Raw genomic sequence first — 24,230 nt, forward strand, 5'->3', positions numbered from 1 at the left:
GGGTGACTAACTCAGAAAGGGAGGTCCATTAATTTGGGCTTCCCTTTTCGTGTTTGAAGATATTTTTATGGAAATATTGCGGATTGTTATATTTATGTACTTGCATTTTCATAATCTATGAAAAGTTTACTTTTTTGCAATTTTATCCTATAAACGTCCACTGAATCCGAGATTTTCGGGTTAAAGATGTCCGTTTAATACAACTATTCATATTCAGAATAATGTTTTTTTTACACTTCTATGCGTACAAAAAAACGGCATCATGCGCGAATGGCGTATTTGGTGTAACTTTTTTGAAACTGACTTGATTTTCTTGCCGGGAATCCCCGATAAATCTTATTTTTCAAGCAGCCCTTCATTCTGTCACGCCGTAGCATATCCACCTACACAAGGAGATCGTTTTGTCTACAAGAACCGTATATTATATCGAAGGTGATGGAATCGGACCCGAAGTATGGGCTGCCGCTCGTCCTGTTCTTAACGCTGCGCTTGAAAAAGCATACGCAGGGGCTAATAAACTGGACTGGAAAGAGCTCCTCGCCGGAGGAAAAGCTTTCAAAGAAACCGGAGAATATCTGCCACAGGTTACTCTTGATACTTTGAGCAATGCTGATCTGGCTATGAAAGGACCTCTTCAGACTCCTGTCGGAAAAGGGTTCCGTTCTTTGAACGTTACCATGCGTCAAACTTTTGATCTTTATGCCTGTATTCGCCCTATTCAGTATTTTAAGGGAATTGAATCTCCTGTTAAAAGACCCGATCTCGTCGATATCGTTGTTTTCCGCGAAAACACAGAAGATGTTTATGCAGGAATAGAATGGAGTTCAAATTCTCCTGAAGCAAAAAGAGTTATTGAATTTTTGGTTGACGAAATGGGCGCTAAAATTGACAGCTCTGCCGGTATAGGAATTAAGCCTATCACTCCCGCAGGTTCAAAACGCCTTGTTCGCAGAGCTCTTGATTTTGCTCTTGAACAGAACCGTGAGTCCGTAACTTTGGTTCATAAAGGTAATATCATGAAGTACACTGAGGGAGGATTCCTTAAGTGGGGTTATGAGCTTGCTGCTGAAGATTATGCCGGAAAAGTTGTAAGAGACGGTGAACAGGGCGAAGGCAAGGTTATAATCAATGACCGTATTGCCGACGCTATGTTCCAGGAACTCTTAATGCGTCCTGAAAAATACAGCGTACTGGCAACTACCAACCTTAACGGAGATTATCTCTCCGATGCTCTTGCTGCACAGGTTGGCGGACTTGGACTTGCTCCCGGAGTAAATATGGGTGACAAGCTTGCGATCTATGAGCCTACTCATGGAACAGCTCCTACCATCGCTGGTAAAGATATGGCTAACCCCGGAAGTCTGATTCTTTCCGGTGCAATGCTTCTTGAACATATCGGTTGGAACGAAGCAGCGGATTTGATCAAGAATTCTGTTGAAAAATCTTTGGCAGCCAAAAAAGTTACTGTTGATCTGTCAAGCCAGATCAGTGGTGCTGCAACTGTAGGCTGTAAAGAGTTCGGTGAGATTATTCTCGCGAACCTGTAGTCTCTGCCGCATATAAATATAAAGCCCTCCTGATGTTTGCATCGGGAGGGCTTTTTTTTTATTGCTATATTAAAATATTAATCGATGCTGGTCTCTATTCCATTATCTGTTTGCTTTAATTCGATATAACAGTCCGAAGAATCCAGCGTTGTGGTTGTAATCGGGGTTGCTTTTTCAATTCCTGCATCAGGGATGGTACGAAGGATTAGTTTGTTGTCGGAAAGACCTTTTCCAAGATGAATTTTTTGTCCGGGTATCAGTCTGAACTGTGCAAAAATAACTTTGGTTTCTTGGTAACGGAGAGAACCGGCAACTGGAAAGTCACAGGTGTTTTTTATGGTGACAGCCGCAGCCGGACCCGCTGTAAGTATCGATAGAATAAAAAAGATTGTAACAATTAGTTTTTTCATGCTTTTCCTATTTTGCAGACTTGATAATGAGATTTAATATGAAGGTAGGAGTGTAAAGTCAAGTTTGCATGATTATAAGTGAGATAAAGGCCACCGCAATAGTGGTGTGAAAATAATCGCTGAGAGCCCAGTTTTTCTACTATTTTTTATTTAGTGAACAGTGTTGACTAAAAAATAATCTTGCGTAAAGTGACCCTCACAAAACAGTTATAAATTAGTGGAGAGATAGCATGCGGAAGATTCAAATTTTATTTCTATGCGTTTTATTAATGATATCAGTTTCGGCCTTTGCTGCTGAAGAAAAGAAGGCCAAGCAAAGTGCTCCTCAAATGCCTCCGGCTCATGTGGTGACCGCAAAATCTTACTCCGGGCAAGTCGCTCCTGAATCAGCTTATATAGGTACGGTTTATTTTTCTGAGGTTTCAGATGTAGCCTCGGAAGTTGCCGGAAAGGTTGTCAAAGTTGAAGTTGAAGAAGGGGATACTGTTAAAAAGGGTGCTGTTCTTCTTGTGCTTAGTTCTGATTTGCTGGCTACGGAAATCCGGGCCGCCAATGCTGCCTACAAAGAAGCCAAAGCCAACTATCAGGGCGCTCAGCGCGATAATGAGCGTATCACACAACTTTTTAAAGGCGGCTCTGTTCACGAAGGTGAGTATGATTCCAAAAGATTTAGAGCTATGGCTCTGGAAAGTGAAATGGCTTCTTCAATGGCGAAATTAAGAAGGCTTCAGATCGAACTTTCAAAGAAAATAATTCGTGCACCTTTTGACGGTGTAGTGATTAAAAGAAACGTATATCTCGGTGAATGGATTTCTCGCGGTGGAGAAGTTGCTAAGATCGGTATGAACACCAGTTATGATGTTGTAGTTAATGTCCCTCAGGACGTGTCGCAGGTTGTTAAACCGGGGCTTGATGTCGGCTTGGATATAGGAGGAAAGGAACTTACAGGTCAGGTCTTCGCTGTTATTCCGCGCGGAGATGTTGCCAGTCGTACTTTCCCTATTAAAATAAGAATTCATGGTGAAAAAGGCCTTGCTCAGGGGATGGAAGCCCGCGTTTCTCTGCCTTCAGATATTGCCAGCGAAACGGTGGTTGTTCCTCGCGATGCAGTTCTTTCGTTACGCGGAGTTACAATGATTATTGCAATTGTCGAAGGCAAAGCTGCTCCGATTCCCGTAAAGGTTATTGGATACAAAGGAATGAATGCCGGAGTACGTGGCAAGGGGCTTGCTGCTGATATGGACATAGTTGTTAAAGGTAATGAAAGGCTCAGGCCCGGACAGGCTGTAGTCATAGACAATAAGTAGTTATCATCTGTCTGGAGTTTAAACGTTATGGATTTTATAAAATTTTCAATTGAGAAGCCTGTTTCTATACTTGTAGGGGTAATCCTGCTGGTGCTTTTCGGTGCACTTGCTCTTACAGGTTTACCATATCAGCTTTCCCCTACAGTTACTGAACCTGAAATAACCGTTGAAACGCAGTGGAATGGTGCAACTCCTTATGAGATTGAGCGAGACATCATTGAAGAACAGGAAAAAGTTCTCAAAGGTGTGACTGGTTTGATTGAGATGGAATCTGAGTGTTTCAACAGCGTCGGGCGTATTTCTCTGCGTTTTAAAATCGGAACAAATGTTGATGATGCTCTGCTTAGAGTCTCCAATAAGCTGAATGAAGTTAAGAGATATCCTGCTGATTCAGATCGTCCGATCATAACGGCTACAGGATCTGCAACGTCTCCTATCATCTGGATGATTTTGAAGAATCTTGAGGGTAATGAGCGCCCTATTGATGAATATTTAACCTTCTTTGAAAATGATGTGCGCCAGTATCTGGAACGAGTCGACGGCGTTGCAGACCTGTTTATGGGCGGTGGCACTGAAAAGGAAATGCACGTTATCATCGCACCTGAAAAGCTTGCAGCATATAATCTGACTATTGCTAAAGTTATTGAGGTTCTTAAAAGCGAAAATACTAACGTTTCCGCCGGTAATATGGGCGTAGGTAGAAGAGATTACCGTATTCGTACTACCTCGGAATTTCGTTCACCGGAAGAGATTGAGGATGTTGTTATCACTTCCTCCGGTCAGCAGCGGGTAACTCTCGGCGATGTCGGTAAAGTTGTACCCGGTTTTAAAAAGTCCGAAGTTGCAATGCTTAGCGACGGTTTTCCGGGGATTGCCATAGGTATAAAGCCCGAACCGGGCGCTAATGTTCTTGATGTTACCCGCGATGTTCGCGCGGTTGTCGAAAGTCTAAACAAAGGAATGCTTGCGAAAGAAGGTGTTTATCTGGACTGGACTTACGATCAGGCTCCTTACATTACCGGTGCGATAGATCTGGTTAAACAGAATATTATTATCGGTGGTGTTCTGGCTATTATTGTTTTGTTGATTTTTCTTCAGTCATTGTCCTCTACAATTATTGTTGCCATTGCGATTCCAATTTCAGTGGTAGGCTCATTCATTGTTTTCGGCGGACTTGGAAGATCTTTAAATATTGTAAGTATGTCCGGTATCTCCTTTGCCGTTGGGATGCTGGTTGATAATGCCATTGTTATTCTTGAGAATATTGATCGGCATCGAAGTATGGGGAAACCCCCCTATAAAGCAGCTTACGACGGTGCCAGCGAAGTATGGGGTGCTGTTCTTGCCTCAACATTGACAACTGTTGCTGTATTTCTTCCTGTTGTCTTTATTGAGGAAGAAGCAGGACAGTTATTTAAAGATATTGCCATCGCAGTTACTTGTGCCATTTCATTGTCTTTATTCGTATCAATCTCAGTTATCCCTATGCTGGCAAAGCAGTTTTATACGCTTTCCGGCAAGGAGAAAAAAATCAGGAATAATATCCTGACCAGATTTGGTGGAAAATGTTCAAACGGCATTATGTCGCTGCTTGAGCTTTCGATCCGAAACTGGATGACGAGAATTTCGACTGTTGTGATTCTGGTAGTCGCTTCTGCTTTGCTCGTGATTTCTTTCTTCCCGAAGATGGAATATCTGCCGCAGGGTAATAGAAACCTTATTCTCTCAATTCTGATTCCTCCTCCGGGGCTGTCATATGAAGAGCGTGATTCCATCGGTGAGTTTATCGCTTCACAGGTAGATCCGCATATGCATAAAGATAAAGATGGCTTTCCGGCTATCGATCATCTTTTTTACGTGTCTGCTCCTTCCATTAATCTCTTTGGAGCGATGTCGGAAGATGACGAACGTCCTGCTGAGTTAATACCTCTTTTTAACAAGATAATGAGTTCTATTCCCGGTATGTTCGGGGTCAGTATTCAGGCTTCGATTTTTGAATCCGGCCTCGGTAAAGGACGAATGGTCGCAGTAGATTTCAGTGGATCTGATCTTAATCGGCTCATTGCCGCAGCTGGAACTATGTTCGGAATGGCTCGGCAGGCTGTGCCGGGTGGACAGGTTCGCCCAATTCCGTCACTTGAAATGCTTTATCCTGAAGTAAAAATTGTGCCGGATCGTGACCGTGTCCGTTCGGCTGGAATGTCCAGTCAGGAGGTCGGGGAAGCCCTTGATGTTCTGATGGATGGTCGTAAAATTGGTGATTTTAAAGAAGAAGGTAAAAAGAAAATTGATTTGAAATTGAAAGCTTCCGAGTCAGGGGTAAGCACGCCGGAAGAACTTTACAGTTCTCTCATTGCCACTCCGCAAGGCTGGGCTGTTCCTATTTCATCTCTTTCGACTATAGAAAGAACTTACGGGATTACTCAGATTCGTCATCTGGAACGGCAGAGGACTGTAACTTTACAGATAACGCCTCCTAAATCCATGCCGCTTGAACAGGCAATGGAGATTATCCAGAATGAACTGATTCCAAAGGTCAGGGAAATGGGGCTTCTTGAGGGCGTGAACGTGAGAATGAGTGGTGCTGCGGATAAACTTACTCAGACCCGTGATGCAATGCAGTGGAACTTCCTGCTGGCAATTGTCATAACTTATTTGCTTATGGCTGCGCTTTTCGCGAACTTCATTTATCCGTTTATCATTCTGCTTACTGTTCCGCTTGCAGGAGCCGGTGGTTTCCTCGGGTTACAGCTTGAGAATATATTCATTGCTCCGCAACCACTGGACGTACTGACTATGCTCGGCTTTGTTATTCTGATCGGGGTAGTTGTAAACAACGCTATTCTTATCGTGCATCAGTCGCTGAACAACGTGCGGCAGGGCGGAATGAGTCATAAGGAAGCTGTTCTTGATGCAACGCGTACAAGACTGAGGCCTATTTATATGTCAGCTACCACATCCGTTTTCGGAATGCTGCCACTGGCAATAGCTCCCGGTCCCGGTTCAGAATTATATCGAGGACTTGGTTCGGTTGTACTTGGCGGTCTTGCACTGTCCACTGTCTTCACAGTGTTCATGATTCCTGCGCTGCTTATGTTCTTCATCAAGATGGAGAAAATCGGCGGGAAGAAGGATGAGGGGTAGATCTTAGTTCACCGTATAAATAGATAAAATAAAAAAACAGCCCTGCTAACCAAATTAGCAGGGCTGTTTTTTTGTTAATAAAATTATTTTCTGTTTTATTTAAATTCTTTTACATACTTTTCAAGTCTATTCATGCCTTCAGCTATATTCTCAATTGAGTTCGCATAAGAAAATCTGATGTATCCTTCTGCGCCTTCTCCGAAATCAATTCCGGGTGTTACGCCTATTTCAGCTTTTTCCAGAATGTCGAAGGCTAGCTTGTATGAACTGCCTTCGAATTTTTCAGCAAAGGGTTTCATATTGACCAGAATATAAAATGCCCCGGTGGGCTCGACTTTAATATCAAACCCTATTTCGCGAAGTCTTTTGATCATAAACTTACGGCGTTCGTCGTAAATGTTTTTGATGCGGTTAACGTCATCCCAAGCTTCGGTGAGGGCGGCTACTCCAGCCCATTGTGCCATTGAATTGGCGGAGATGAAAAAGTTTTGACAGAGCTTCTGTAAGGGGCGGACGTATTTTTCAGGGGAGATTATATAACCTAGTCGCCAGCCGGTCATGGCGAACAGTTTTGAAAATCCGTTTAGTACAAAAGCGTGGTCTGTGTATTCTAGGATAGAATGTTCTTGCTCGCCGTAGACTAATCCATGGTATATTTCATCGGAAACAATCCAAGGGCCGAGGTCCGCAATCTGTTTCATTCTTTTTGGAGAAAGGACGATCCCGGTCGGATTGGACGGAGAGTTAATCAGAATAGCTTTTGTTTTTTTATTTATAATTTTAGCTATTTCTTCCGGGCGGAATTGAAAACCGTCGTCTTCGCTGGTGGGAACTTTTATTAAATCAGCTCCGGCGAATTTAATGAAGTTGTCATAGCAGGCATAACACGGGTCGGAGGTAATGACGTTGTCGCCTTGATCCAGAAGAAAAGTGAACAGCAAAAGCATGGCAGGGGATGTGCCCTGAGTTACAATTACGCGGTCCGGATCAACATCAACATCATATCTGTCTTTGTGATATTTGCTGATAGCCTGACGCAGTTCTGGAATCCCGAGGCTGTGCGTATAGTGGGTTTCGCCTCTTTCAAGAGCCTCGCAACAAGCTTTTTTGATACATTCAGGTGTATCGAAATCAGGCTCACCAATTTCCATATGGATTATATTTCTGCCGTCGCGCTCCATTTTCTGCGCCGCTTCCAGAACGTCCATGACTAGAAAAGGTGTGATCTCACAAGCTCGTTTGGAAATACAATCCATGATAGACTCCTTATTAAACTGCGGTTAGCCGCTTATGTATTTGAAATGCTGTATACATTTTCATAACGTGAAGTGCAATAAGACAAGCTGCATGAAGATTACTTGCTCATGCGTGGATGCTGGAGTAACTAAGCGCCATATGTTGCAGAGATCAAATATTCCTAATGGCGCGGTTCAAAAATGAAAATTCTTTTGATTGATAATAATGACAGTTTTACAAATAACCTTGAACACCTGCTGGTTAAAGAAATTAAGGGTGCTGAGGTGACAGTGGTCGCTTATTCGAATGAAAAGTCCGTTGAGCTGGATATTTATGATCTTCTTGTTATCTCGCCCGGTCCCGGAAAACCTCAGGATTATCCAGGCTATGAGGATGTGATTGATTCTGGAAAGCCCGTTCTTGGAATCTGTTTAGGAATGCAGATTCTAAATGAATATTTCGGAGGGCAGACATCCCGCTTGGGTGGTTGTTTTCACGGGCGAACCGAGAATATTGATTTTAACGGGCGGGATTTAGCCGTCGCCAGATATCATTCCCTTTATTGTAATGTTATAGGACAGGGGCTGGAAGTGGTTGCTGCAAACAGTCAGGGCGTTCCCATGGCTATAGCGCATGATCAGCGTCCGTTGCTGGGATATCAGTTTCATCCTGAATCATTTTTAACTGAACAAGCCGGAGTTTTTATTGATTACGCCCTCGATTTTCTCGGAATCAGTCAGTTATGACAGGTTTCGTGAAATTGCACTGCATTTTGTAAATAACTACAATGCGGACATTCTTTTGACATCGCCGGGATTTGGAAATGGCGGACGAAGTTTTATTGGTGTTTTGTCTGACGGTGAGCTTGTTCTTACAGCTGATTCGTTGGCGGATACTATTGCGCCTGCGGTTAAGTCTTTTGCTTTTTCGGATAGCAGGCCGACCATCGGGTTTGTCAGTTATGAATGCGGGCAGGTTTTACGGTCCGTTAAGACCGAAAAGACGACGCAGTATCCGTTTGTTCATCTTAAAAAATATAAGGCTGTGTTTGTTCATGATGAGGCTGACGGGTGTGTGAAATGTTTGTGTGATGATGAAAGTTTTATTCTTTCCATTGCGAAACAGGCGGGAGAAGCAGGCCCGATTCCTGATATTGAATTACCTTATTTTTCTGATGATGCAGTAAGTATGTCGCTTGATAAAAACGAGTATCAGGATGGAGTTCGCAAGACTCTTGAGTATATCCGGGACGGGCTTACATATCAGCTTAATTTGACGACAATGTTCAGTTTTAATGGTGCAGAGGTTGATCCTGTTTTATGGTTTTTCGCTCTCAATAAAAAATTTCCTGCGCCATATTATGCATTGTTCCAAAGCTGCGATAAAAAGATAATTTCCACATCTCCGGAACTCTTTTTGCGGGTTGAGAACGGGCATGTTCTTTCTGAACCTATTAAGGGAACTCTCCATTTTGATGAGTATTCACCTGAACTTGAAAAAGAGTTAACTTCTTCACCTAAAGAAGATGCAGAACTTTCTATGATTGTCGATCTGGTGCGAAATGATATTTCTTCTGATTGCAGATACGGCTCGGTAATTGTTGAAGATCATAAGTCTGTTTTTGCGGTTGATAACTTGCTCCAAATGTTCAGCCGTGTGCGTGGGGAGCTTGCGGAAGATAAGGATTGCCTTGATTTGTTTTTCAACGCTTTTCCCGGCGGTTCTATAACCGGATGTCCTAAGAAAAGTTCAATGGAGCTGATCGATATTCTCGAACCGCATGGGCGTGGTCCTTATTGTGGAAGCATCGTCTTGATTGAAGGACCACAGGATATGGTTTCTTCAATTTCGATCAGAACAGCGGTTTACAATTTGAAAGACAAGGGTCTTACCTATTGGGCTGGAAGCGGGATTGTAATCGATTCAGATCCTGAAGCCGAATATTTTGAAACTCTTGCCAAAGCCGGCAAGATCCTACGTCCGCCAAGGTCATAACCCGGAGGGCTCGTGATTTATTATAGAAACGGAAAGTTTGCTGAAGATTCTGTGCAAATGAATTTGTCTCAGCCGGGATTTCGAACAGGGTACGGATTCTTCGAAACTCTGGCATGGAACGGACATAAAGTGTGTCATCTGGATTTGCATCTTAAACGTGCAAGAGCAAGTCTTCGTGAGTTTAATATCATTGAGGAAGTCCTTGATTACGAAAAAATTATTAACGAGGTTGTTGAAGCTAACGCGCTTAAAGACAGCTTTGCGCGTGTGAATATATTTTTTCCAGTTGAAAGTGGAAAAACAGCTCCGATTGTTACAGCTGTTTTATTTGAACATGTTTCAGATAGAGTCTGGTCACTTATGCCCGCAAAAGATGTCTTTTTGACTGGATTGATGCGTCATAAGAGCATGAACAGGATGGATTATCTCAATGCGTGGCAGACGGCTCAAGATTCCGGTTTTGATGACGCGTTGCTGCTTGATTTTGAAGGCAGGGTGCTTGAGACCTCATTTGCCTCGCTCCTTTTCAAGAAAGGAAACAGATACATCGAACCGCAGACTGAATATAAACTTGCGGGAACAACACAAACAATTACGGATCAGCATCTAAAAATTGAATCTGAACCAGTTTTTTTAGAGTCTGTGCATGAGTTTGATCATGTTTTTGCTTTAAATTCACTTGGCGGAATGAGCCCTGTTTCAGCCATCGGAGATGTTGTTTTCGAAACTGAGCATAAAATTTCCCAAAAGATTACAAAACTGATTTTGGAATTGAATTAAAGCAGTTTTGAACGCAACGATTGGTAAGCTTACGCTAATAAGAAAAGCCCTTTCACATGATGTGAAAGGGCTTTTTATATTTTAATGGTCAGAAAACTGAATGGGAACTAGAAATCGAACCCGATTCTTTCGCGAATTATTTCCATATTCTGTTGCGCTCTTATACGGGCTTTTGCTGTGCCTTCCGCAAGAACCTGCCAGACTATGTCTGGATTTTCATCAAGTTTTCTGCGGCGTTCGTGCATAGGCTCAAGGAACTTAGCCATATTCTCTGCTAAGAGTTTTTTACAGTCTACGCAACCCAAAGAAGCATTGCGGCAGCCTTCTTCGATTTCAGCGCATTTCTCTGTGTCTGTGAACAGCTTGTGATAAGGGTACAGGTTACAAGCTTCCGGATCACCCGGATCAGCTTTACGTAGTCTGTTTGAATCTGTGAGCATGCTCATAACTTTGGGGCGCATTTCATCGACAGATTCACCGAGGAAAATTCCGTTGTTGTAACTTTTGCTCATCTTGCGGCCATCAAGGCCCGGAAGTTTAGCATCTTCTGTCAGCATTGCTTCCGGTTCAGGGAAAAATTCGCCGTTGAGATGGTTGAATCTGCGGGCAATTTCTCTGGTAAGTTCAAGGTGGGGCAACTGATCATGTCCTACAGGTACAAGCGTTGGCTTATACATAAGAATGTCGGAAGCCATAAGCACGGGGTAACCAAGGAAACCGTAAGTTGCCAAGTCCTTTTGAGACAGTTCCTGACGGAGTTCTTTGTATGTTGGATTTCTTTCAAGCCAGCCGACCGGAGTCAGCATGGAAAGAATCAGATGCAGTTCCGCGTGTTCTTTTACCTGAGACTGGTGGAAAATTGTACATTTTTCGGGATCAAGTCCCGCGGCAATCCAGTCTTTAACGAGTTCTGGAACAAAGCCTTTGATTCGTCTGGGGTCAGCGTATTCGCTGGTCATAGCGTGCCAGTCCGCAACGAAGAAGAAACATTCGTTGTCTTCCTGAATCTTAATCCAGTTTACGAGAACTCCGAAATAATGTCCTAGATGAAGACGGCCTGTAGGTCTCATTCCTGAAACGATGCAATTTTTTGTATTACTCATGGTCCGATAGTAAGGTTAATGATTTAACTGAGCAGTAGTTTATAAAAAAAGAATATAACCGGGCTGATGATTTTACCGAGAAGCCCTAAGACTGCCAGAAGGATGACGATAACAAAACCATATTTGAAAGAGAGATATTTGTAAGCTGCTTCCCGTGGTAAAAACCCGGCAAGAATTTTACTTCCGTCCAGCGGAGGCAGGGGAAGGAGATTGAAGAAGCAAAGCGCCAGATTAATGATAACGCCTGTCTTCGCAATCAATGCTGTGGGTTCGAGAACTCGCAGCATGTTTGGAGAAATATTTTGCAGATCTAGAGCGAAAATACCTTTCAGCACCATTGCGAACATAATTGCCAGAAGCATGTTGGCGGCGGGCCCGGCCAATGAAACAAGCATCATATCACGCTGAGGGTTTTTAAAGTATGACGGATTGACCGGAACAGGTTTGGCCCAGCCTATCATGCGGGTGAGAACCAGAGCTAATGTTCCCATAGGATCAAGATGGCGCAAAGGATTAAGCGTCAGCCTTCCTGCATTTTTTGCAGTCGGGTCGCCAAGTAGCCATGCTACATAACCGTGAGCAGCCTCGTGACATGTGATTGCTAGAAGAAAAGGGAGAGCAAGTATGCTTAGTTCTTTGATTGTATTGGCGATGTCGAACATTGAGGTCCTTTGTTCGCAATTTGAAGAAAAATAAATGGCAGGCCAAGAGGGATTCGAACCCCCAACATCCGGTTTTGGAGACCGGCGTTCTAGCCGTTGGAACTACTGGCCTGCATTTATGGAGCTCTTCACTGACGAAGAATCCATGTGGGTGCTATCACGAACTTTATGCATGGGCAAGAAAAAAAAGGAGTCTGATTTTCACAGACTCCTTAAAAAAAAGAGTAAAAGTGTTTTTTTGCTCTGATTCTCGAGCTTATGAACTGCTGAGAGCTTGGACCACTTTCATTTTCAATTCACTTAAGTCGACTGACTTTACAACATAGTGATCAGCGGCAATTGATTTCAAATCATGTTTGAAGCTGTCGTAAGCGGTGCTTAAAATCACTGGAAGACTTTGGTCCTGTCTCCTAATTTCCTGAAGCAGATCCAGTCCGGAACGATTAATTCCAAGCTTGATGTCAAGGATTACGAGGTCTGGAGACTCTCTTTGGATGACAGTAAGAATGTCTTCGGTGCCATCAGAAGTTGCAACCATATATCCTTCGGCAACAAGTTCTTCTTTATAAAGCATCCGTATATGTTTTTCATCGTCAACGACTAAAATAGTAGGCTGAGTCATATCAAACTCCTTCTAAGTCATGTTTCACTTAACTACTTTAGTTCAACATTCGAGTTCGGGTCAACAGTAATAAATATTTTTTTAGCTGTATTTTTGTAAAAGTGTATAAAAAAATAAGAGGCCATTACAAAATTCAACAAAACTAGAGTGTTATTAATTTCCATGATTCTTTGGTCTCCTATAAGGACGGACTGTTGAGTTGTTTAAAAAAAATCGATTGTTGTCCGTCATTTTTGCGATGTTATGATTTTTAATTCTTACTTGTAGAATAGCATAAAAGATAAGCTTTGCCTGTTAAATTTTTAAGAAAGTTTATTTTTTTAACCATTGTCTAGAAAAGCAAGTTTATTTTTTTATTTTAAAGAGCGAAAAGCTTGATGAAATCTGGGTTAAGAGCTAAATCCCTTGTTCCCGGTAACGAATATAATTTGAACTCAATAAACCAAGGAGGCGACCTATGGTTAAAGTTTTACTTCAGCCTGAGGGCGAAACTGTCACCTTTACGAAAATCAATACAGCGCTGCAATTGTTGAATAAGTATAATCTTCATTACACGGATGCTCTGGTAATAAGAGATGGTGAGCTTTTAACTCAGGATCGCAAAATTAATAAAGATGATGAAATTATTTTGAGAAAAGTAGTTTCGGTCGGGTAAATTGATATGAAATGTAAAGTTTGCAAAGCTGAGGCAGTTGTAGCTCTGCCCAGTCACAATACGGCTTTTTGTCCAGTTTGTTACGATCGTTTTTTCATGAAACAGGTTTCGGAAGGAATCAGAAAACGTAAGCTGCTTGAAAAGGACGACAAAGTTCTGGTCGCTCTTTCAGGCGGTAAAGATTCTCTGGGGCTTATGTATGCTCTTGCTGAGCTGGGGTATAATGTTACCGGTCTTCACATTGATCTGGGTATTTTTGATTCATCTAAAAAAGCCAGATCGGTTGTCGAAGATTTTTGTGCAGACAAGGGATATGCTTTGAAGGTTGTGGAACTTGAGAAAGAAGGCGTTCCTATGCCTTTGATCAAGAAACATATCAGGCGTCCTATCTGCTCCGTGTGCGGGAAATTCAAGCGGCATTACTTCAATAAAGTAGCCATTGAAGACGGATATACAGCTCTGGCAACAGGTCATAATCTTGACGATGAAGTTGCAAGGCTTTTTGCCAATACTCTGCGCTGGGATCAGGCGTATCTGGCTGATCAGGGGCCTCTTCTTCCTGCTGAAGATGGATTCGCCAAAAAAGTTAAGCCGCTTTACAGAGTCACAGAATTTGAATCGGCTAATTTTTCATTCCTTAAAGGGATTCCATATCACCATCTTCCATGTCCTTACAGTTCCGGCGCTAGTTTTACCGGGCACAAGATGATCTGGAGAAATCAGGAACTTCGCAGTCCCGGTTCAAAGCGTGCTTTTTATGGTGGATTTCTTGATCGCGGTCAGCCCGCTTTTGCTACTATCCATGATAAAAAGAAAGATTACGAAGTTGAGCCTTGTTCTAAGTGCGGTTGTCCTACTTCTGTCGGTCTATGCGGCGTGTGCAGAATCCGTGAACAACTCGATGAAGCTTTGGTGGCGGCTGCAAAATGATCGGCCCGAAAGTCTCAGTGACAATGCCCTGCTACAATTGCGAAGCAACGGTAGGGCAGGCCATTGAGAGTATTCTAGGGCAGACTTTTGAAAATTTAGAATTAGTAGTGGTCGATGACGGTTCAAGTGATCAGACCGCGGCTGTTCTCAAAAAATATACTTCTCTTGATTCTCGCGTTAAGCCGCTTTTTTTAGATCATCAGGGGGTTGTCGGCGCTGCAAACGGTGCAATTGAAGCGTCGCAGGGTGAATATTTGGCCCGGATGGATGCGGATGATCTGGCTTTACCTTGCCGTATTGAAAAACAGGCGGAGCTTTTAGATAATAATCCGGATGTCGGTCTTGCAGGGTGTCGTGTTGCTTTTGGCGGCGACCGGGAAAAGTGTGGTGGATATGCTTATTATGTTGACTGGATAAATAGTCTGGTTGCATCGGATGAAATCTCATTGAATCGTTTTGTGGAGTTTCCCTTTGCCAATCCTTCGATAATGATGCGAAGCAAATTAGTTGAGGAGCATGGTTCGTTCCGTGATGGCGATTTTCCCGAAGATTATGAATTGGTCCTTCGCTGGCTTGAAGCAGGCGTGCAGATGCAGAAGGTGGATGAAGAGCTTTTAGTTTGGAATGATCCGCCACAGCGCCTTTCTAGAAATCATCCTAAGTATACAGTGGATGCTTTTTACCGCATTAAAAGTGAATATCTTTATCGCTGGCTGAAAAAAAGAAATCCTAATCATCCGAAGGTTGGAGTCATAGGTTCAGCTAGAACAGCCCGCAAGCGGTATAGCATACTGGAAAGTCTCGGAGTTGAAACGGAATTTTTTGTGGATGTTGATCCGCGTAAAGTCGGAAAAAAGATTCAAGGTCGACTGGTTATTCATCGTAATGATCTGCCTCCGCCGGGTGAAGTTTTTCTTCTTTCATATGTGGCCAGCCGCGGCGCAAGGAGCGAGGTTTCTCAGTTCCTTGAAGCGCGCGGGTATGTAATGGGTAAAGATTACTTATTGGCCTGATTCTGGTTTTGACGCTGTAGATTAAAATTTGCTTTTAATGAAATCCGTGATCGATTTGATCGCGGATTTTTTTTGCGGGAGATTCTTTTCATCCGCTGAAGATTCCCACCATTCAAGATCACTGAATTCAACGGGCAAACGCAGCGTCAGGAAAGGGATGAAAAATTTAACAACGTTTTCTTTCGAGGCTGCTCCGGCGGAATCGAAATGGAAGAAGACTTCCCCGATAAACCATGCTTTATCTTTTTGAGTGGCTGGTTCCGGTGGGCGAATGTACATGAAATTAGGGTCCATTTCAGAATCAGCACTTGTATCCTGAAATGATGCAAAAAGGTCAAGCACCTGTTTTCGAATTAATTTGTCACCGTAAACGTCTACAATAAAGGTGAATTTCAAAAAACCGGTTTCAGGCGTATGGTTGTGACGGGATATTTTAAGAACACCGTCTTTTCTTCTGCTTTCATCGTCATCAAGAAAAAGGTCAAAAGCACAGAATCCGATAAAATTTTCTGAGCCACGAAGTTCATTCAATTGTTTTTCGATTTCTGTTGTGCTGTCGTCCATTAAGTATCCTGAAAGCTAAAGGTTTTTGCAATTTAAACCAGCGATAACATTTTACTTTGAGGGCAACAAGGGGCGGGAAAGAGAGGTACAAGGTGAATCTATCAAGTTAAAAAGCCCTCCTGAAATAATTCAAGAGGGCTTTGTTTCAGACAATTTATAAAATAAGTTAATTCTTGTCTCTTTCTTTATCTGTAGAATCTGCCTTTTCCGCCGACTCGTCCTGCTGTGAGGTCATGTCGTTTAGAGCTTGACGGGAACTTTTTTTAACCATGTAAAAAATCGCAAAAACAATGACCAGCATTATAATGATGCCTTCGACTAATTCACCTGTCATAGCTTTCTCCTTTTTATCATTAATCTTCGGCCGTACTTTCAGTTCATAATTAGTGAGAATGACCTGATTCCGATTTTCCGTTGATCATTGTTGTTAGTCTGGGGACAGCGATTAATGCAATTAAAACAATCGCGCTGACGGTATAGAAAATGCCATGAACGTCTTCAGCTCCGCCTTGAACCCAGTCGGTAATGCTGAGCCCGAAGGAATAGTACAGCCAGTTTGTCAGCATGCCAAGCAATAGTGAGCAGACAATTATAGTTCCTAGATAAATGAAGGCTGACCGCTTGCCTAGAAGTTTGGCAATAACGGTAAATGATGCCGCGTTTGTTGCCGGACCTGCAAGCAGAAAGACCAGTGCCGCACCGGGAGAGAGCCCTTTAAGAGCAAGTGCTGCTGCAATCGGAGTTGATGCTGTCGCGCATACATAGAGCGGAACAGCGGCTGCAAGCATGATCAATAGCGGCATAAATCCGTCTCCGAGATTCTTTTCAATGAACCCGTCAGGAATAAGAGCTCCGAACATACCCGCCAGAATTACTCCGAAGATGAACCATAAGCCTATGTCCTGTAACAGGTTACCGAATGAGTATTTCATTCCACTGGAAACTTTTCCCATAAAAGTCGACGGGGATTCTGATTTTTCACAGCCGCAACCGGAGCAACCAGTCTGATTTGAACAGCTTTGCTCTTTGCTGGGGGCATGGTCGTGTTCATGTGTATGTTGAAAGAGAATGGCATCGGGTATTAATTGAGGGGGGGTTCCGTTTTTTTTCTCGTTTCTGTCGACCATAATCCCTGCGATAACAGCAGTAATAAATGCCGCCACAGGTCTTAGTATTGTCATGATGGGATCAAGCAGAGCATATGTTACCGCGATTGAGTCCACACCTGTTTCAGGAGTAGAAATTAAAAAGGATGTAGTTGCTCCTTTGCTCGCTCCTTGCTGTCTCAACTGAGCCGCTGCCGGTATCACACCGCAACTGCAAAGCGGAATAGGAACTCCGAGAAGTGATGCCTTGAATACGTCTGATATTTTACCGGAGCCTAGGTTTTTAGATATGAATTCCGGTCCTACAAACGCTTTCAAAAGTCCTGCAACGAAAAATCCGAAGAGCATGAAAGGTGCGGATTGAAGTAGCACTTCCCATGATTCGAATGCGATTTTAGTTAATATATCGATCATTTATTTTTCCTGTCAGGGGTGCATCCTTCATTCTTTAGATGCGCCAGAGTTGTTTGGATGATTGTTTCAACATGGCTGTCATCGAGCCTGTATAATGCTTTTCGTCCTTGTTTCGTAAAGCGTACCATTCGTGCAGAGCGAAGGATTCTAAGTTGGTGGGATATCGCGGAGTGACTCATGTTTAATAGTTCCGCAAGATCGCATACGCACAGTTCTTGTATAGAAAGCGCATGTAATATTGAAATTCTTACGGGTTCGCCAAGTATTTTAAAAGTTGCAGCGACATCTTCCATTGTCTGGCTGGAGCAAATTTTACTTCTTACTATTTCAATGGCTGCCGGATCTGGATTATGCCCGTCGCATGTATCTTTTATTTCTTTCATTCAGATAACCCCTAAGTGTTGATGTGTGAACATATGTTCATATATTAATACTTACGTTAAGGAGGTCAAGTTGTAAATGTGGTTATTAGTATCATCATGAATTCTAAAGGGTTCATTATTAATTAATTTAATGATTTGATGTAATGCTTAAAATTATATAATGTCACATGAAATTTTTAAAGTTTGTCATTTCAAAATAAATATAAGTTTATCCGGGGATTGTAATGAATCAGGTTAATGCAGTGCGTAAGGGTGTTATCTTTTTTTTGAGCTGTTTGTTCGTTCTTTTACTTGTTCCGACTGTTTATGCAGCGGCGGAGGAAGGTAAAGACACGAAGGTCGACGTTGCTGATGAAATTATTACAATGGATTGGGTTAAACGTCTTCGCTGGGAAAATGAAGATAAGACCGTCCAGATTAAAATAGGCGGCCTTTATAGTTTTGACTGGGCGCAAATAAATGAAGATAGCAGGGTAGGGTCGGTTTATGACCCGGTTCAGAAACACAAAGAAGAAGTAAGATGGGCTAGACCTAAGATTAATTTAAAACTTTATGATCGTTATGAGTTTCACTTTGAATATGAAATAGCAGGCAAAAGAGGACAGATTCAAGATTTCTGGGGACAGGTAAAGGATATTCCTTACCTTGGAAAGATTAAGGTGGGGCATTTCAAAGAACCTTTTTCTATGACAGTTTTGATGGGACGGACAGGTTCTACTATGATGGAGTATTCTCCGGCTTCTGTTTTTGCGCAGGCTCGTAACCTTGGTATTCAGTTTGAGAATAGTTACTTAGATGGGCGGATTAATGCTGCTGCGGGTGTTTTCAATAAATGTAATTATCTTGATAATGCATTTACAGAGGACAATTCCGGAATTGATTTAACGGGTCGCGTAGGTTGGCGTCCTTATCAGGAAGATGATGGTAAAAAGTTAATTCACGTAGGTCTCGGATATTCACATCAGTTCTTGGATGCAGATAAGCAGCCTACTAGTTTTTCTCCTTCCACAGGTTCTAATCTTTCAATAATAAAACTTACCGGCACAGGTTCAATACCCGCTTACGGTCAGGATCTTATGAACCTCGAACTTGCAGGAAAGTGGGATCAGTTCTGGTTTCAGAGTGAATATACATCCGCTTATCTCAATACAAAAGATCGCAATAATGCCTTTTTCTCAGGTTATCATTTTGATGTAGGGTATATTCTTACTGGAGAAAGCAAGCCTTTCAAATCTGGAAAAGGTGTGTTCGGAGCGATTAATCCTAAGGAACCTTTCAATCCCTTGAAGGGGGGATGGGGTGCTTTAGAAGTTGCTGCGCAGTATTCGCATACAGATATGAATGACTATCACGCCAATGTCCGGGGCGGTGTTCAGGATAACCTTGGACTCGCTTTGAACTGGTATCTTAACGCTCATACCCGTGTTGCCGGTAACTATATGCATGTCGGAGTTGCAGGCAGGGATAATTCATCTCTCAGCAACGGTGAAATGGATATTTATCAGTGCAGGATAATGTTTTATTTTTAGCAGAAGTAATTTAACGTAAGAAGAGAGAGTTTAATGGTCTATTCTGAGGATAGTAAGAATATAGTTTTTATAGAGTCGGCACTGATTGATTTAGTGCCGATTTTGCTTGAAACGCTAGCTAAGGAATTAGCGGATATGGAAGAAACTTTAAGTAAGGATGATTTTGATAAGTTACAGGAGCAGGCTCACTCTTCGCGAGGCGCCGCTCTGACATATGGATTTGAGTCTTATGCCGAGATTTTGCTTGACCTGCAACATGCGGCAGAGAATGAAGCTTCTGAAATTTTGAAGCATCTTTTTAGTTTGTTGCATGAATTGCTTGAATCGGTGAAATTTGAATCATCCACATAACTGCAAGCAATTTTTGCTAATGTAGAGCTTCAATCAAAAAAGTCTTCGCAGTCGAGTATATACCGGGACAACCGCTTTCTCTAGGGCCGGCAACATTGAGTACGCTGATTTGCATGGAACTTATCCAAGCCCTGATTGTTTCGATTGCGAGGGGGGAATCCAGAGGTATTACGGCTATGGGTCTGCTGTGTTTGCGCGCCAGTTTTATGGTGAGAGCTGTTCCTTTCGATTTACACTTTCCCGGAAAGACCAATGTTCCATCTGAATCAAGAACGTTCTGTTCGGTTCTTTTCCAGTAGTAGCTGACATCCATTTCACTTAGATTATACTTTTCGGGTATTATGCCGTCCTCGGCTTTTCTTCCTTTAGGGCACCACCCATTATGAGGGATTCCCAAGTGAATAGCTGCGTCAAGAGCGCCCCGGTCTACACCTGTTTGTCCGCCTGATATTATTCTGAATTCAGCGGGTAATTTTAAAATATCAGTTTGAAATGTGTTGCCTTCTGCTTTGAGCAATGAGCCGCAGTTGGGACAACTGACTTGATTAAAACTGCTTATGAGGGCCGGAATCAACTCAAATGATTCAATCGGTCCTGTCCATGAGCAGTTTCCGCACGATATATATTTTTTAGTTCCGTATGTTGCTGGTCTTTTCATAGAGGAATGAATATCAGTTATCTGGTATAATAACAAGCTGCACTTCTGGAATACTTGAAATTCTGTCCAGATCAAGCGTTGTGCTGATCTCAGCCGGTATAAATAAAGTGCCCTTAAAGCCTTGTTCAATCTGGTTCCAAAGTTCAGAAGGTGTGCAGTAGTTGATTTTTCCGGGGCAGATTACCAGTAAATTTTGAGTTGGTGCGGCTTTTTCCATTCCGAGCACCATACAAGGATCTGTCATGATCAGATCTTCCTGCAGCATTCCGTGGATAGTTTCAATCAACCTCCTATCGTCAATGGGCTTGATGAGGGCTGCATCTCCTCCGGCTTTCTGTCCTTCCGCAAGAGCACTGATAACAATGACCGGAATATGACGAGTTGACGGGTCCATGCGTAACTGCCTGATTGCTTCTGCACCGTCCATACGCGGCATTTTAAGGTCCATGGTTATGAGCTGGGGCATTTGTTTTTTTGCCACTTCAACAGCTTCAACTCCATCTACCGCAGTAATTATTCTGTATCCTTCCTCTTCTAGAATCTGTGATAAAAATTCATTGAGAGCCGGATCATCGTCAGCAACCAGAATCAGAGGGCTGTTCTTTTCGCCGGGGCGTCTTCCTACAGAGTTAATTTTGCTATGGGCCGGGACAAAGTTTACCTTTGTATCAGGAGTTCCTTTTGCCAATGTGAAGTGAAAGGAACTTCCTGCGCTGAGCTTACTGTCCACCCAGATGCGTCCGTTGTGGTGTTCAACAATTTGTTTACAGATCGGCAGACCAAGTCCCGTTCCTTTTGGTTTTCCGGTTAAAGTGTCTCCGACTTGCTTAAATCTTTCAAAAATTTTCTTTTGATCTTCCGGTGAAATACCGCTTCCTGTATCACTTACACTGATTAATATTTCATCATCATGAGCGCGGGCCGTGCAAGTAATGGTTCCGGATTTAGTAAATTTAACAGCATTAGAAATCAGGTTCATCATGACCTGCATAATTCTGTCCCGGTCGCCGTATATTGTGGGCAGATTCTTTTCAATATCAACTTGCAGGTCAAGATTTTTAGACATCCACAGCGGATTGGTTGATTGTCCTGAAACGTTGATAACTTCTTCCATATCAACAGGATTATTTTTCCAGTCAATTTTTCCTGATTCCATTTTCGCGATATCCAGCACATCATTAATAAGGTCCGTTAAGCGCTCACCTTCCGAAACGATAATGCCAATATTATCTTGAACTTGATTCATAGCTCTTTGAGTTTTTTTATCTGTTGTATGGCACTGCGGGAAAACAGTTTTTTCGAGTTTTTTTCTAATAATTTTGGCGAAACCCAAAATGGAAGTCATGGGAGTTCTAAGTTCATGGGATACAGTGGAAATAAAGTCAGTTTTCAGATTATCCACTTCTTTTTCATATGTAATGTCCCTGACGAGAATAACCGCTCCGAGGCACAATGCTGTGCCGTCTTCGGAATCTTTCTTATGAATAGGAGTTGCTACCGCTTTCCCGATTCTTCGTTTGTTCAGGGTTATTTCTGATGTGTATATTTCTTGTTCACAGCCTTTAACTAAATTAAAGAGCTGATTCATTTCATCGGTGAAGAAATTTTTAACGTCCTTCCCTTTGACATCTTGTCCTTCCAGTCCGAAAAGGTCTGAAAGAGCCGGATTTGTGAGAGAAATTTTTCCATAGACATCAATTACCAACAAGCCGTCGGCAAGGTTGTCCATGATAACTTTCATATAGGTAAGTGTATCCTGCAACTCACTTGTCGCATTAGTTACCGCTCGTTCAAGGCCGGAAATAATAGTGGTCAGTTCACTAGCCATGTTTTGCATCGTTCCGGCGAGGAGCCCTATTTCGTCATTTGAAGTTATTTCAACCGATGCCGTGAAGTCATGATCTGATAATTTGCGGGCGTATTCTGTTAATTTATTTAATGGTTCCGAAATTCGGTTAACACTCAAATACAATAGAAATACGCTGCCCCAAAAAATAAAAAACATTACAATTTGCAGTTTTGCAATTGCTATCCACACGTACTTGTTGATTAGTTCTTTATCCATCCCGACATGAACGTATCCGGCCATGCCTGCAAGAATAGGCTTGGTAATATCAATCACTTTTCCCGTTTCAGGAAGGGTAATTTCTCTTACTGAAATTTCGTCAGGGTGCGAGGTGCTATGTTTCAGAATTTCCGGTACGCAAGGGACAAATGTGTGTGATATTATGTCCCCGTTTTCGTCCTGAACGTATACATATGCAGCTCCGTCAATAGCTTTAAATTGATCAATCATTGACTGGATGGTTGAGGAATCCCGATTGAGCAGAATCTCTACACTGGAACCGGCAATGCTACTGGCTATGGATTTGCCTTTGCTTATGTACTCATCAACCATATGATTGTAGAGCGTAAGCGCGGACATAAGCGACATAGATATTGATATAACTCCGAATAACACGAAGTTAAGAAGTAGAGTTTTTTGAAAAATTTTAGACATTCTCATTTTCATTTGCTCCACCTCGCCCAGTTTCTCACAGGTACAAATTTACCGTTGGAAACAGTGGTGTAGTATATTTCGTCAAGACCTTGATGCTTACCCCGGCCGAAACTGACGGGGGTATTGAGTCCGATATCAAGATCTCTTATGGATAAAGTAGCAGCATAAAGGCTGCCATAGTTTTGTCTAAGCATCATTTTATCGAGTATTTTCGTCATTACTTTAGCCGTGAGATATCCTTCAAAGCTGATAAAACTGAACTTTAGTGGCTCGTAATCTTTTCCGAACCCTTCGGGCGGAGCGGGCGGGGACTCGGTCATTACTTTTCGGTAGTCGCGTACAGCTGGAAGGGAAGTATCTTCATAGCTTGGAACGGTTTGGGAGTTTATCAGGTTGTCGGTGTATTTTTTATTGCTGGTTTTTTCTAGATTCTTAAGGAGGTGCAGCATGTTATCGCTACCGACAAAAGAGAGATTGCATATCGGGATATCGAGTCCTGCATCTCTTGCATCTCTGATAAAAGCCGCACTTGCTTCATAGGCTCCGATTGAAATGATTGCGTCCGGTTTTGTTTCTGCAAGTATTTCTACTTGTCTTTTCATGGAACTTTCGAAGCCAGCTCCTCTTTTATAAGTAGCTTCTGCTACAATATTAAGATCTTTTTCTGTAAGTGCTTTTTTAACTCCGTCCCATCCGCTTCTGCCATAGGCGTCTGCCTGATATAAAACAGCAATTCTGTTGCGGCCTATCATAAACAAATTGTGCACGAGGCCCCATGTTTCCTGTCTGTATGATGCGCGCAGGTTGAAAACATACTCTTCGTATGGAAATTCTCTTTGCGGCTGAGCGCCGGTGAAGGGGAAGAAAAGGTAAACAGGTTTAACGGCATTGAAATGTTTAACGACAGGAAGAATTCTTGTTACTGTCGGGGTTCCAACATAGTTGAACAAACAGAGAACATTATCTTTTTCAATTAATTTAATGGTATTTCGAATAGCCGGCAGCGGGTCGTATCCGTCGTCGTAATATTTGATAATAATTTTGTGGCCACGGATCCCGCCGTTTGCATTTACCTGATCGAAATAAGCTTGTGAGCCTCTGTATAGTTCAATCCCGAGTCCTTTGCTTGGTCCGGTAAAGGCGGCAGACATGCCGAGAAGAATAGGTTTTGTATCGTTGTCGACTTCCTCTGCATAGATCGCGGCAGGTGAAAACAGCATAAAAAGTGCAGCAGCAAAAAAGATGGTTTTAATGTAAAGCCTGTTCATAACGGGGACCCTATAAGTTTAGTCGCTTTCTGACGATATTCATTACCTGTTGC

At 42.6% G+C, this 24,230-nt stretch carries 23 protein-coding genes and 1 tRNA gene; 11 read left to right on the plus strand and 13 right to left on the minus strand.

Annotation, left to right across the window (positions count from 1 at the left end; all coding sequences use genetic code 11):
* The first annotated feature begins 401 nt into the window (after positions 1-401).
* A complete protein-coding gene (gene icd, locus JEY82_RS06770) occupies positions 402-1,547 on the plus strand; it encodes an NADP-dependent isocitrate dehydrogenase (RefSeq protein ID WP_304084112.1) in 1,146 nt (381 codons plus the stop codon).
* Between the two features lie 77 nt (positions 1,548-1,624).
* Here icd and JEY82_RS06775 read toward each other — a convergent pair whose 3' ends face one another.
* Positions 1,625-1,957 (minus strand): hypothetical protein, encoded by a 333-nt coding sequence (locus JEY82_RS06775; RefSeq protein ID WP_304084115.1) that lies wholly within the window; start codon positions 1,955-1,957, stop codon positions 1,625-1,627.
* Positions 1,958-2,187: 230 nt separating this feature from the next.
* Between JEY82_RS06775 and JEY82_RS06780 the strand changes: the two genes are divergently transcribed.
* Positions 2,188-3,264, plus strand: coding sequence for an efflux RND transporter periplasmic adaptor subunit (locus JEY82_RS06780; protein ID WP_304084117.1), 1,077 nt, complete (start codon positions 2,188-2,190; stop codon positions 3,262-3,264).
* Positions 3,265-3,291: 27 nt separating this feature from the next.
* Positions 3,292-6,408 carry an efflux RND transporter permease subunit gene (locus JEY82_RS06785; RefSeq protein WP_304084119.1) on the plus strand — a complete coding sequence of 1,039 codons (3,117 nt, stop codon included), beginning with the start codon at positions 3,292-3,294 and terminating at the stop codon, positions 6,406-6,408.
* A 95-nt stretch (positions 6,409-6,503) separates the two neighbouring features.
* On the opposite strand, the gene JEY82_RS06790 is transcribed toward JEY82_RS06785, so the two are convergent.
* Entirely contained in the window at positions 6,504-7,664 is a 1,161-nt protein-coding gene (locus JEY82_RS06790; RefSeq protein WP_304084122.1) for a pyridoxal phosphate-dependent aminotransferase, read from the minus strand.
* Between the two features lie 180 nt (positions 7,665-7,844).
* On the opposite strand from JEY82_RS06790, the gene JEY82_RS06795 reads away from it, so the two are divergent.
* The 3 genes from JEY82_RS06795 to JEY82_RS06805 are packed head-to-tail and all read left to right on the plus strand — an operon-like array spanning position 7,845 to position 10,419.
* Positions 7,845-8,390 (plus strand): aminodeoxychorismate/anthranilate synthase component II, encoded by a 546-nt coding sequence (locus JEY82_RS06795; RefSeq protein WP_304084125.1) that lies wholly within the window; start codon positions 7,845-7,847, stop codon positions 8,388-8,390.
* Entirely contained in the window at positions 8,350-9,639 is a 1,290-nt protein-coding gene (locus JEY82_RS06800; RefSeq protein WP_304084127.1) for an anthranilate synthase component I family protein, read from the plus strand. The genes JEY82_RS06795 and JEY82_RS06800 overlap by 41 nt, the downstream gene beginning before the upstream one ends.
* A 12-nt stretch (positions 9,640-9,651) precedes the next feature.
* Positions 9,652-10,419 carry an aminotransferase class IV gene (locus tag JEY82_RS06805; RefSeq protein WP_304084129.1) on the plus strand — a complete coding sequence of 256 codons (768 nt, stop codon included), beginning with the start codon at positions 9,652-9,654 and terminating at the stop codon, positions 10,417-10,419.
* A 107-nt stretch (positions 10,420-10,526) separates the two neighbouring features.
* Here JEY82_RS06805 and trpS read toward each other — a convergent pair whose 3' ends face one another.
* From trpS to JEY82_RS06825, 4 genes are all read right to left on the minus strand, one after another.
* Complete coding sequence (trpS, locus tag JEY82_RS06810) at positions 10,527-11,522, minus strand: tryptophan--tRNA ligase (protein ID WP_304084131.1); 996 nt, start codon at positions 11,520-11,522, stop codon at positions 10,527-10,529.
* 23 nt (positions 11,523-11,545) lie between these two features.
* A complete protein-coding gene (locus JEY82_RS06815; protein WP_304084132.1) occupies positions 11,546-12,184 on the minus strand; it encodes a site-2 protease family protein in 639 nt (212 codons plus the stop codon).
* A gap of 35 nt (positions 12,185-12,219) precedes the next feature.
* Positions 12,220-12,296: transfer RNA gene (locus JEY82_RS06820), tRNA-Trp, on the minus strand.
* Positions 12,297-12,440: 144 nt separating this feature from the next.
* Complete coding sequence (locus JEY82_RS06825) at positions 12,441-12,806, minus strand: response regulator (RefSeq protein ID WP_304084133.1); 366 nt, start codon at positions 12,804-12,806, stop codon at positions 12,441-12,443.
* A gap of 457 nt (positions 12,807-13,263) precedes the next feature.
* Here JEY82_RS06825 and JEY82_RS06830 point away from each other — a divergent pair, with 457 nt between their 5' ends.
* The 3 genes from JEY82_RS06830 to JEY82_RS06840 are packed head-to-tail and all read left to right on the plus strand — an operon-like array spanning position 13,264 to position 15,404.
* Complete coding sequence (locus tag JEY82_RS06830; protein ID WP_092159747.1) at positions 13,264-13,461, plus strand: hypothetical protein; 198 nt, start codon at positions 13,264-13,266, stop codon at positions 13,459-13,461.
* Between the two features lie 6 nt (positions 13,462-13,467).
* The gene (locus tag JEY82_RS06835; RefSeq protein ID WP_304084136.1) at positions 13,468-14,391 is read left to right on the plus strand and encodes an ATP-binding protein; all 924 of its coding nucleotides are present in this window, start codon (positions 13,468-13,470) and stop codon (positions 14,389-14,391) included.
* On the plus strand, positions 14,388-15,404 hold the full coding sequence (locus JEY82_RS06840) for a glycosyltransferase family 2 protein (RefSeq protein ID WP_304084138.1): 1,017 nt from the start codon (positions 14,388-14,390) through the stop codon (positions 15,402-15,404). Before JEY82_RS06835 ends, JEY82_RS06840 begins: the two co-directional genes overlap by 4 nt.
* Before the next feature lie 21 nt (positions 15,405-15,425).
* On the opposite strand, the gene JEY82_RS06845 is transcribed toward JEY82_RS06840, so the two are convergent.
* From JEY82_RS06845 to JEY82_RS06860, 4 genes are all read right to left on the minus strand, one after another.
* Positions 15,426-15,968, minus strand: a complete 543-nt coding sequence (locus JEY82_RS06845) for a hypothetical protein (protein WP_304084141.1) — start codon at positions 15,966-15,968, stop codon at positions 15,426-15,428.
* Between the two features lie 166 nt (positions 15,969-16,134).
* On the minus strand, positions 16,135-16,302 hold the full coding sequence (locus tag JEY82_RS06850) for a hypothetical protein (protein WP_304084143.1): 168 nt from the start codon (positions 16,300-16,302) through the stop codon (positions 16,135-16,137).
* A 49-nt stretch (positions 16,303-16,351) separates the two neighbouring features.
* Complete coding sequence (locus JEY82_RS06855; protein ID WP_304084146.1) at positions 16,352-17,488, minus strand: SO_0444 family Cu/Zn efflux transporter; 1,137 nt, start codon at positions 17,486-17,488, stop codon at positions 16,352-16,354.
* On the minus strand, positions 17,485-17,871 hold the full coding sequence (locus tag JEY82_RS06860) for a helix-turn-helix transcriptional regulator (protein ID WP_304084148.1): 387 nt from the start codon (positions 17,869-17,871) through the stop codon (positions 17,485-17,487). The genes JEY82_RS06855 and JEY82_RS06860 overlap by 4 nt, the downstream gene beginning before the upstream one ends.
* A gap of 224 nt (positions 17,872-18,095) precedes the next feature.
* Here JEY82_RS06860 and JEY82_RS06865 point away from each other — a divergent pair, with 224 nt between their 5' ends.
* Together JEY82_RS06865 and JEY82_RS06870 are read left to right on the plus strand one after the other, a co-directional pair.
* A complete protein-coding gene (locus JEY82_RS06865) occupies positions 18,096-19,400 on the plus strand; it encodes an OprO/OprP family phosphate-selective porin (RefSeq protein ID WP_304084151.1) in 1,305 nt (434 codons plus the stop codon).
* 33 nt (positions 19,401-19,433) lie between these two features.
* The gene (locus tag JEY82_RS06870; protein WP_304084154.1) at positions 19,434-19,751 is read left to right on the plus strand and encodes an Hpt domain-containing protein; all 318 of its coding nucleotides are present in this window, start codon (positions 19,434-19,436) and stop codon (positions 19,749-19,751) included.
* A 16-nt stretch (positions 19,752-19,767) separates the two neighbouring features.
* Here JEY82_RS06870 and JEY82_RS06875 read toward each other — a convergent pair whose 3' ends face one another.
* The 3 genes from JEY82_RS06875 to JEY82_RS06885 are packed head-to-tail and all read right to left on the minus strand — an operon-like array spanning position 19,768 to position 24,177.
* Positions 19,768-20,409: a putative molybdenum carrier protein gene (locus JEY82_RS06875; RefSeq protein WP_304084157.1), complete on the minus strand. Its 642-nt coding sequence runs from the start codon at positions 20,407-20,409 to the stop codon at positions 19,768-19,770.
* Positions 20,410-20,422: 13 nt separating this feature from the next.
* Positions 20,423-22,921, minus strand: a complete 2,499-nt coding sequence (locus tag JEY82_RS06880) for an ATP-binding protein (RefSeq protein ID WP_304084160.1) — start codon at positions 22,919-22,921, stop codon at positions 20,423-20,425.
* Entirely contained in the window at positions 22,918-24,177 is a 1,260-nt protein-coding gene (locus JEY82_RS06885) for an ABC transporter substrate-binding protein (RefSeq protein ID WP_304084162.1), read from the minus strand. Before JEY82_RS06885 ends, JEY82_RS06880 begins: the two co-directional genes overlap by 4 nt.
* Positions 24,178-24,230: the final 53 nt, after the last annotated feature.

The organism is Maridesulfovibrio ferrireducens (assembly GCF_016342405.1).
Classification (GTDB): Bacteria; Desulfobacterota; Desulfovibrionia; order Desulfovibrionales; family Desulfovibrionaceae; genus Maridesulfovibrio; species Maridesulfovibrio ferrireducens_A.

Bases quoted from the DNA above. Each gene is read 5' to 3' on its own strand.
- JEY82_RS06775 (WP_304084115.1), bottom strand. From the start codon at position 1,957: ATGAAAAAACTAATTGTTACAATCTTTTTTATTCTATCGATACTTACA.
- JEY82_RS06780 (WP_304084117.1), top strand. From the start codon at position 2,188: ATGCGGAAGATTCAAATTTTATTTCTATGCGTTTTATTAATGATATCA.
- JEY82_RS06785 (WP_304084119.1), top strand. From the start codon at position 3,292: ATGGATTTTATAAAATTTTCAATTGAGAAGCCTGTTTCTATACTTGTA.
- JEY82_RS06790 (WP_304084122.1), bottom strand. From the start codon at position 7,664: ATGGATTGTATTTCCAAACGAGCTTGTGAGATCACACCTTTTCTAGTC.
- JEY82_RS06795 (WP_304084125.1), top strand. From the start codon at position 7,845: ATGAAAATTCTTTTGATTGATAATAATGACAGTTTTACAAATAACCTT.
- trpS (WP_304084131.1), bottom strand. From the start codon at position 11,522: ATGAGTAATACAAAAAATTGCATCGTTTCAGGAATGAGACCTACAGGC.
- JEY82_RS06815 (WP_304084132.1), bottom strand. From the start codon at position 12,184: ATGTTCGACATCGCCAATACAATCAAAGAACTAAGCATACTTGCTCTC.
- JEY82_RS06825 (WP_304084133.1), bottom strand. From the start codon at position 12,806: ATGACTCAGCCTACTATTTTAGTCGTTGACGATGAAAAACATATACGG.
- JEY82_RS06830 (WP_092159747.1), top strand. From the start codon at position 13,264: ATGGTTAAAGTTTTACTTCAGCCTGAGGGCGAAACTGTCACCTTTACG.
- JEY82_RS06835 (WP_304084136.1), top strand. From the start codon at position 13,468: ATGAAATGTAAAGTTTGCAAAGCTGAGGCAGTTGTAGCTCTGCCCAGT.
- JEY82_RS06840 (WP_304084138.1), top strand. From the start codon at position 14,388: ATGATCGGCCCGAAAGTCTCAGTGACAATGCCCTGCTACAATTGCGAA.
- JEY82_RS06845 (WP_304084141.1), bottom strand. From the start codon at position 15,968: ATGGACGACAGCACAACAGAAATCGAAAAACAATTGAATGAACTTCGT.
- JEY82_RS06850 (WP_304084143.1), bottom strand. From the start codon at position 16,302: ATGACAGGTGAATTAGTCGAAGGCATCATTATAATGCTGGTCATTGTT.
- JEY82_RS06855 (WP_304084146.1), bottom strand. From the start codon at position 17,488: ATGATCGATATATTAACTAAAATCGCATTCGAATCATGGGAAGTGCTA.
- JEY82_RS06860 (WP_304084148.1), bottom strand. From the start codon at position 17,871: ATGAAAGAAATAAAAGATACATGCGACGGGCATAATCCAGATCCGGCA.
- JEY82_RS06865 (WP_304084151.1), top strand. From the start codon at position 18,096: ATGAATCAGGTTAATGCAGTGCGTAAGGGTGTTATCTTTTTTTTGAGC.
- JEY82_RS06870 (WP_304084154.1), top strand. From the start codon at position 19,434: ATGGTCTATTCTGAGGATAGTAAGAATATAGTTTTTATAGAGTCGGCA.
- JEY82_RS06875 (WP_304084157.1), bottom strand. From the start codon at position 20,409: ATGAAAAGACCAGCAACATACGGAACTAAAAAATATATATCGTGCGGA.
- JEY82_RS06880 (WP_304084160.1), bottom strand. From the start codon at position 22,921: ATGAAAATGAGAATGTCTAAAATTTTTCAAAAAACTCTACTTCTTAAC.
- JEY82_RS06885 (WP_304084162.1), bottom strand. From the start codon at position 24,177: ATGAACAGGCTTTACATTAAAACCATCTTTTTTGCTGCTGCACTTTTT.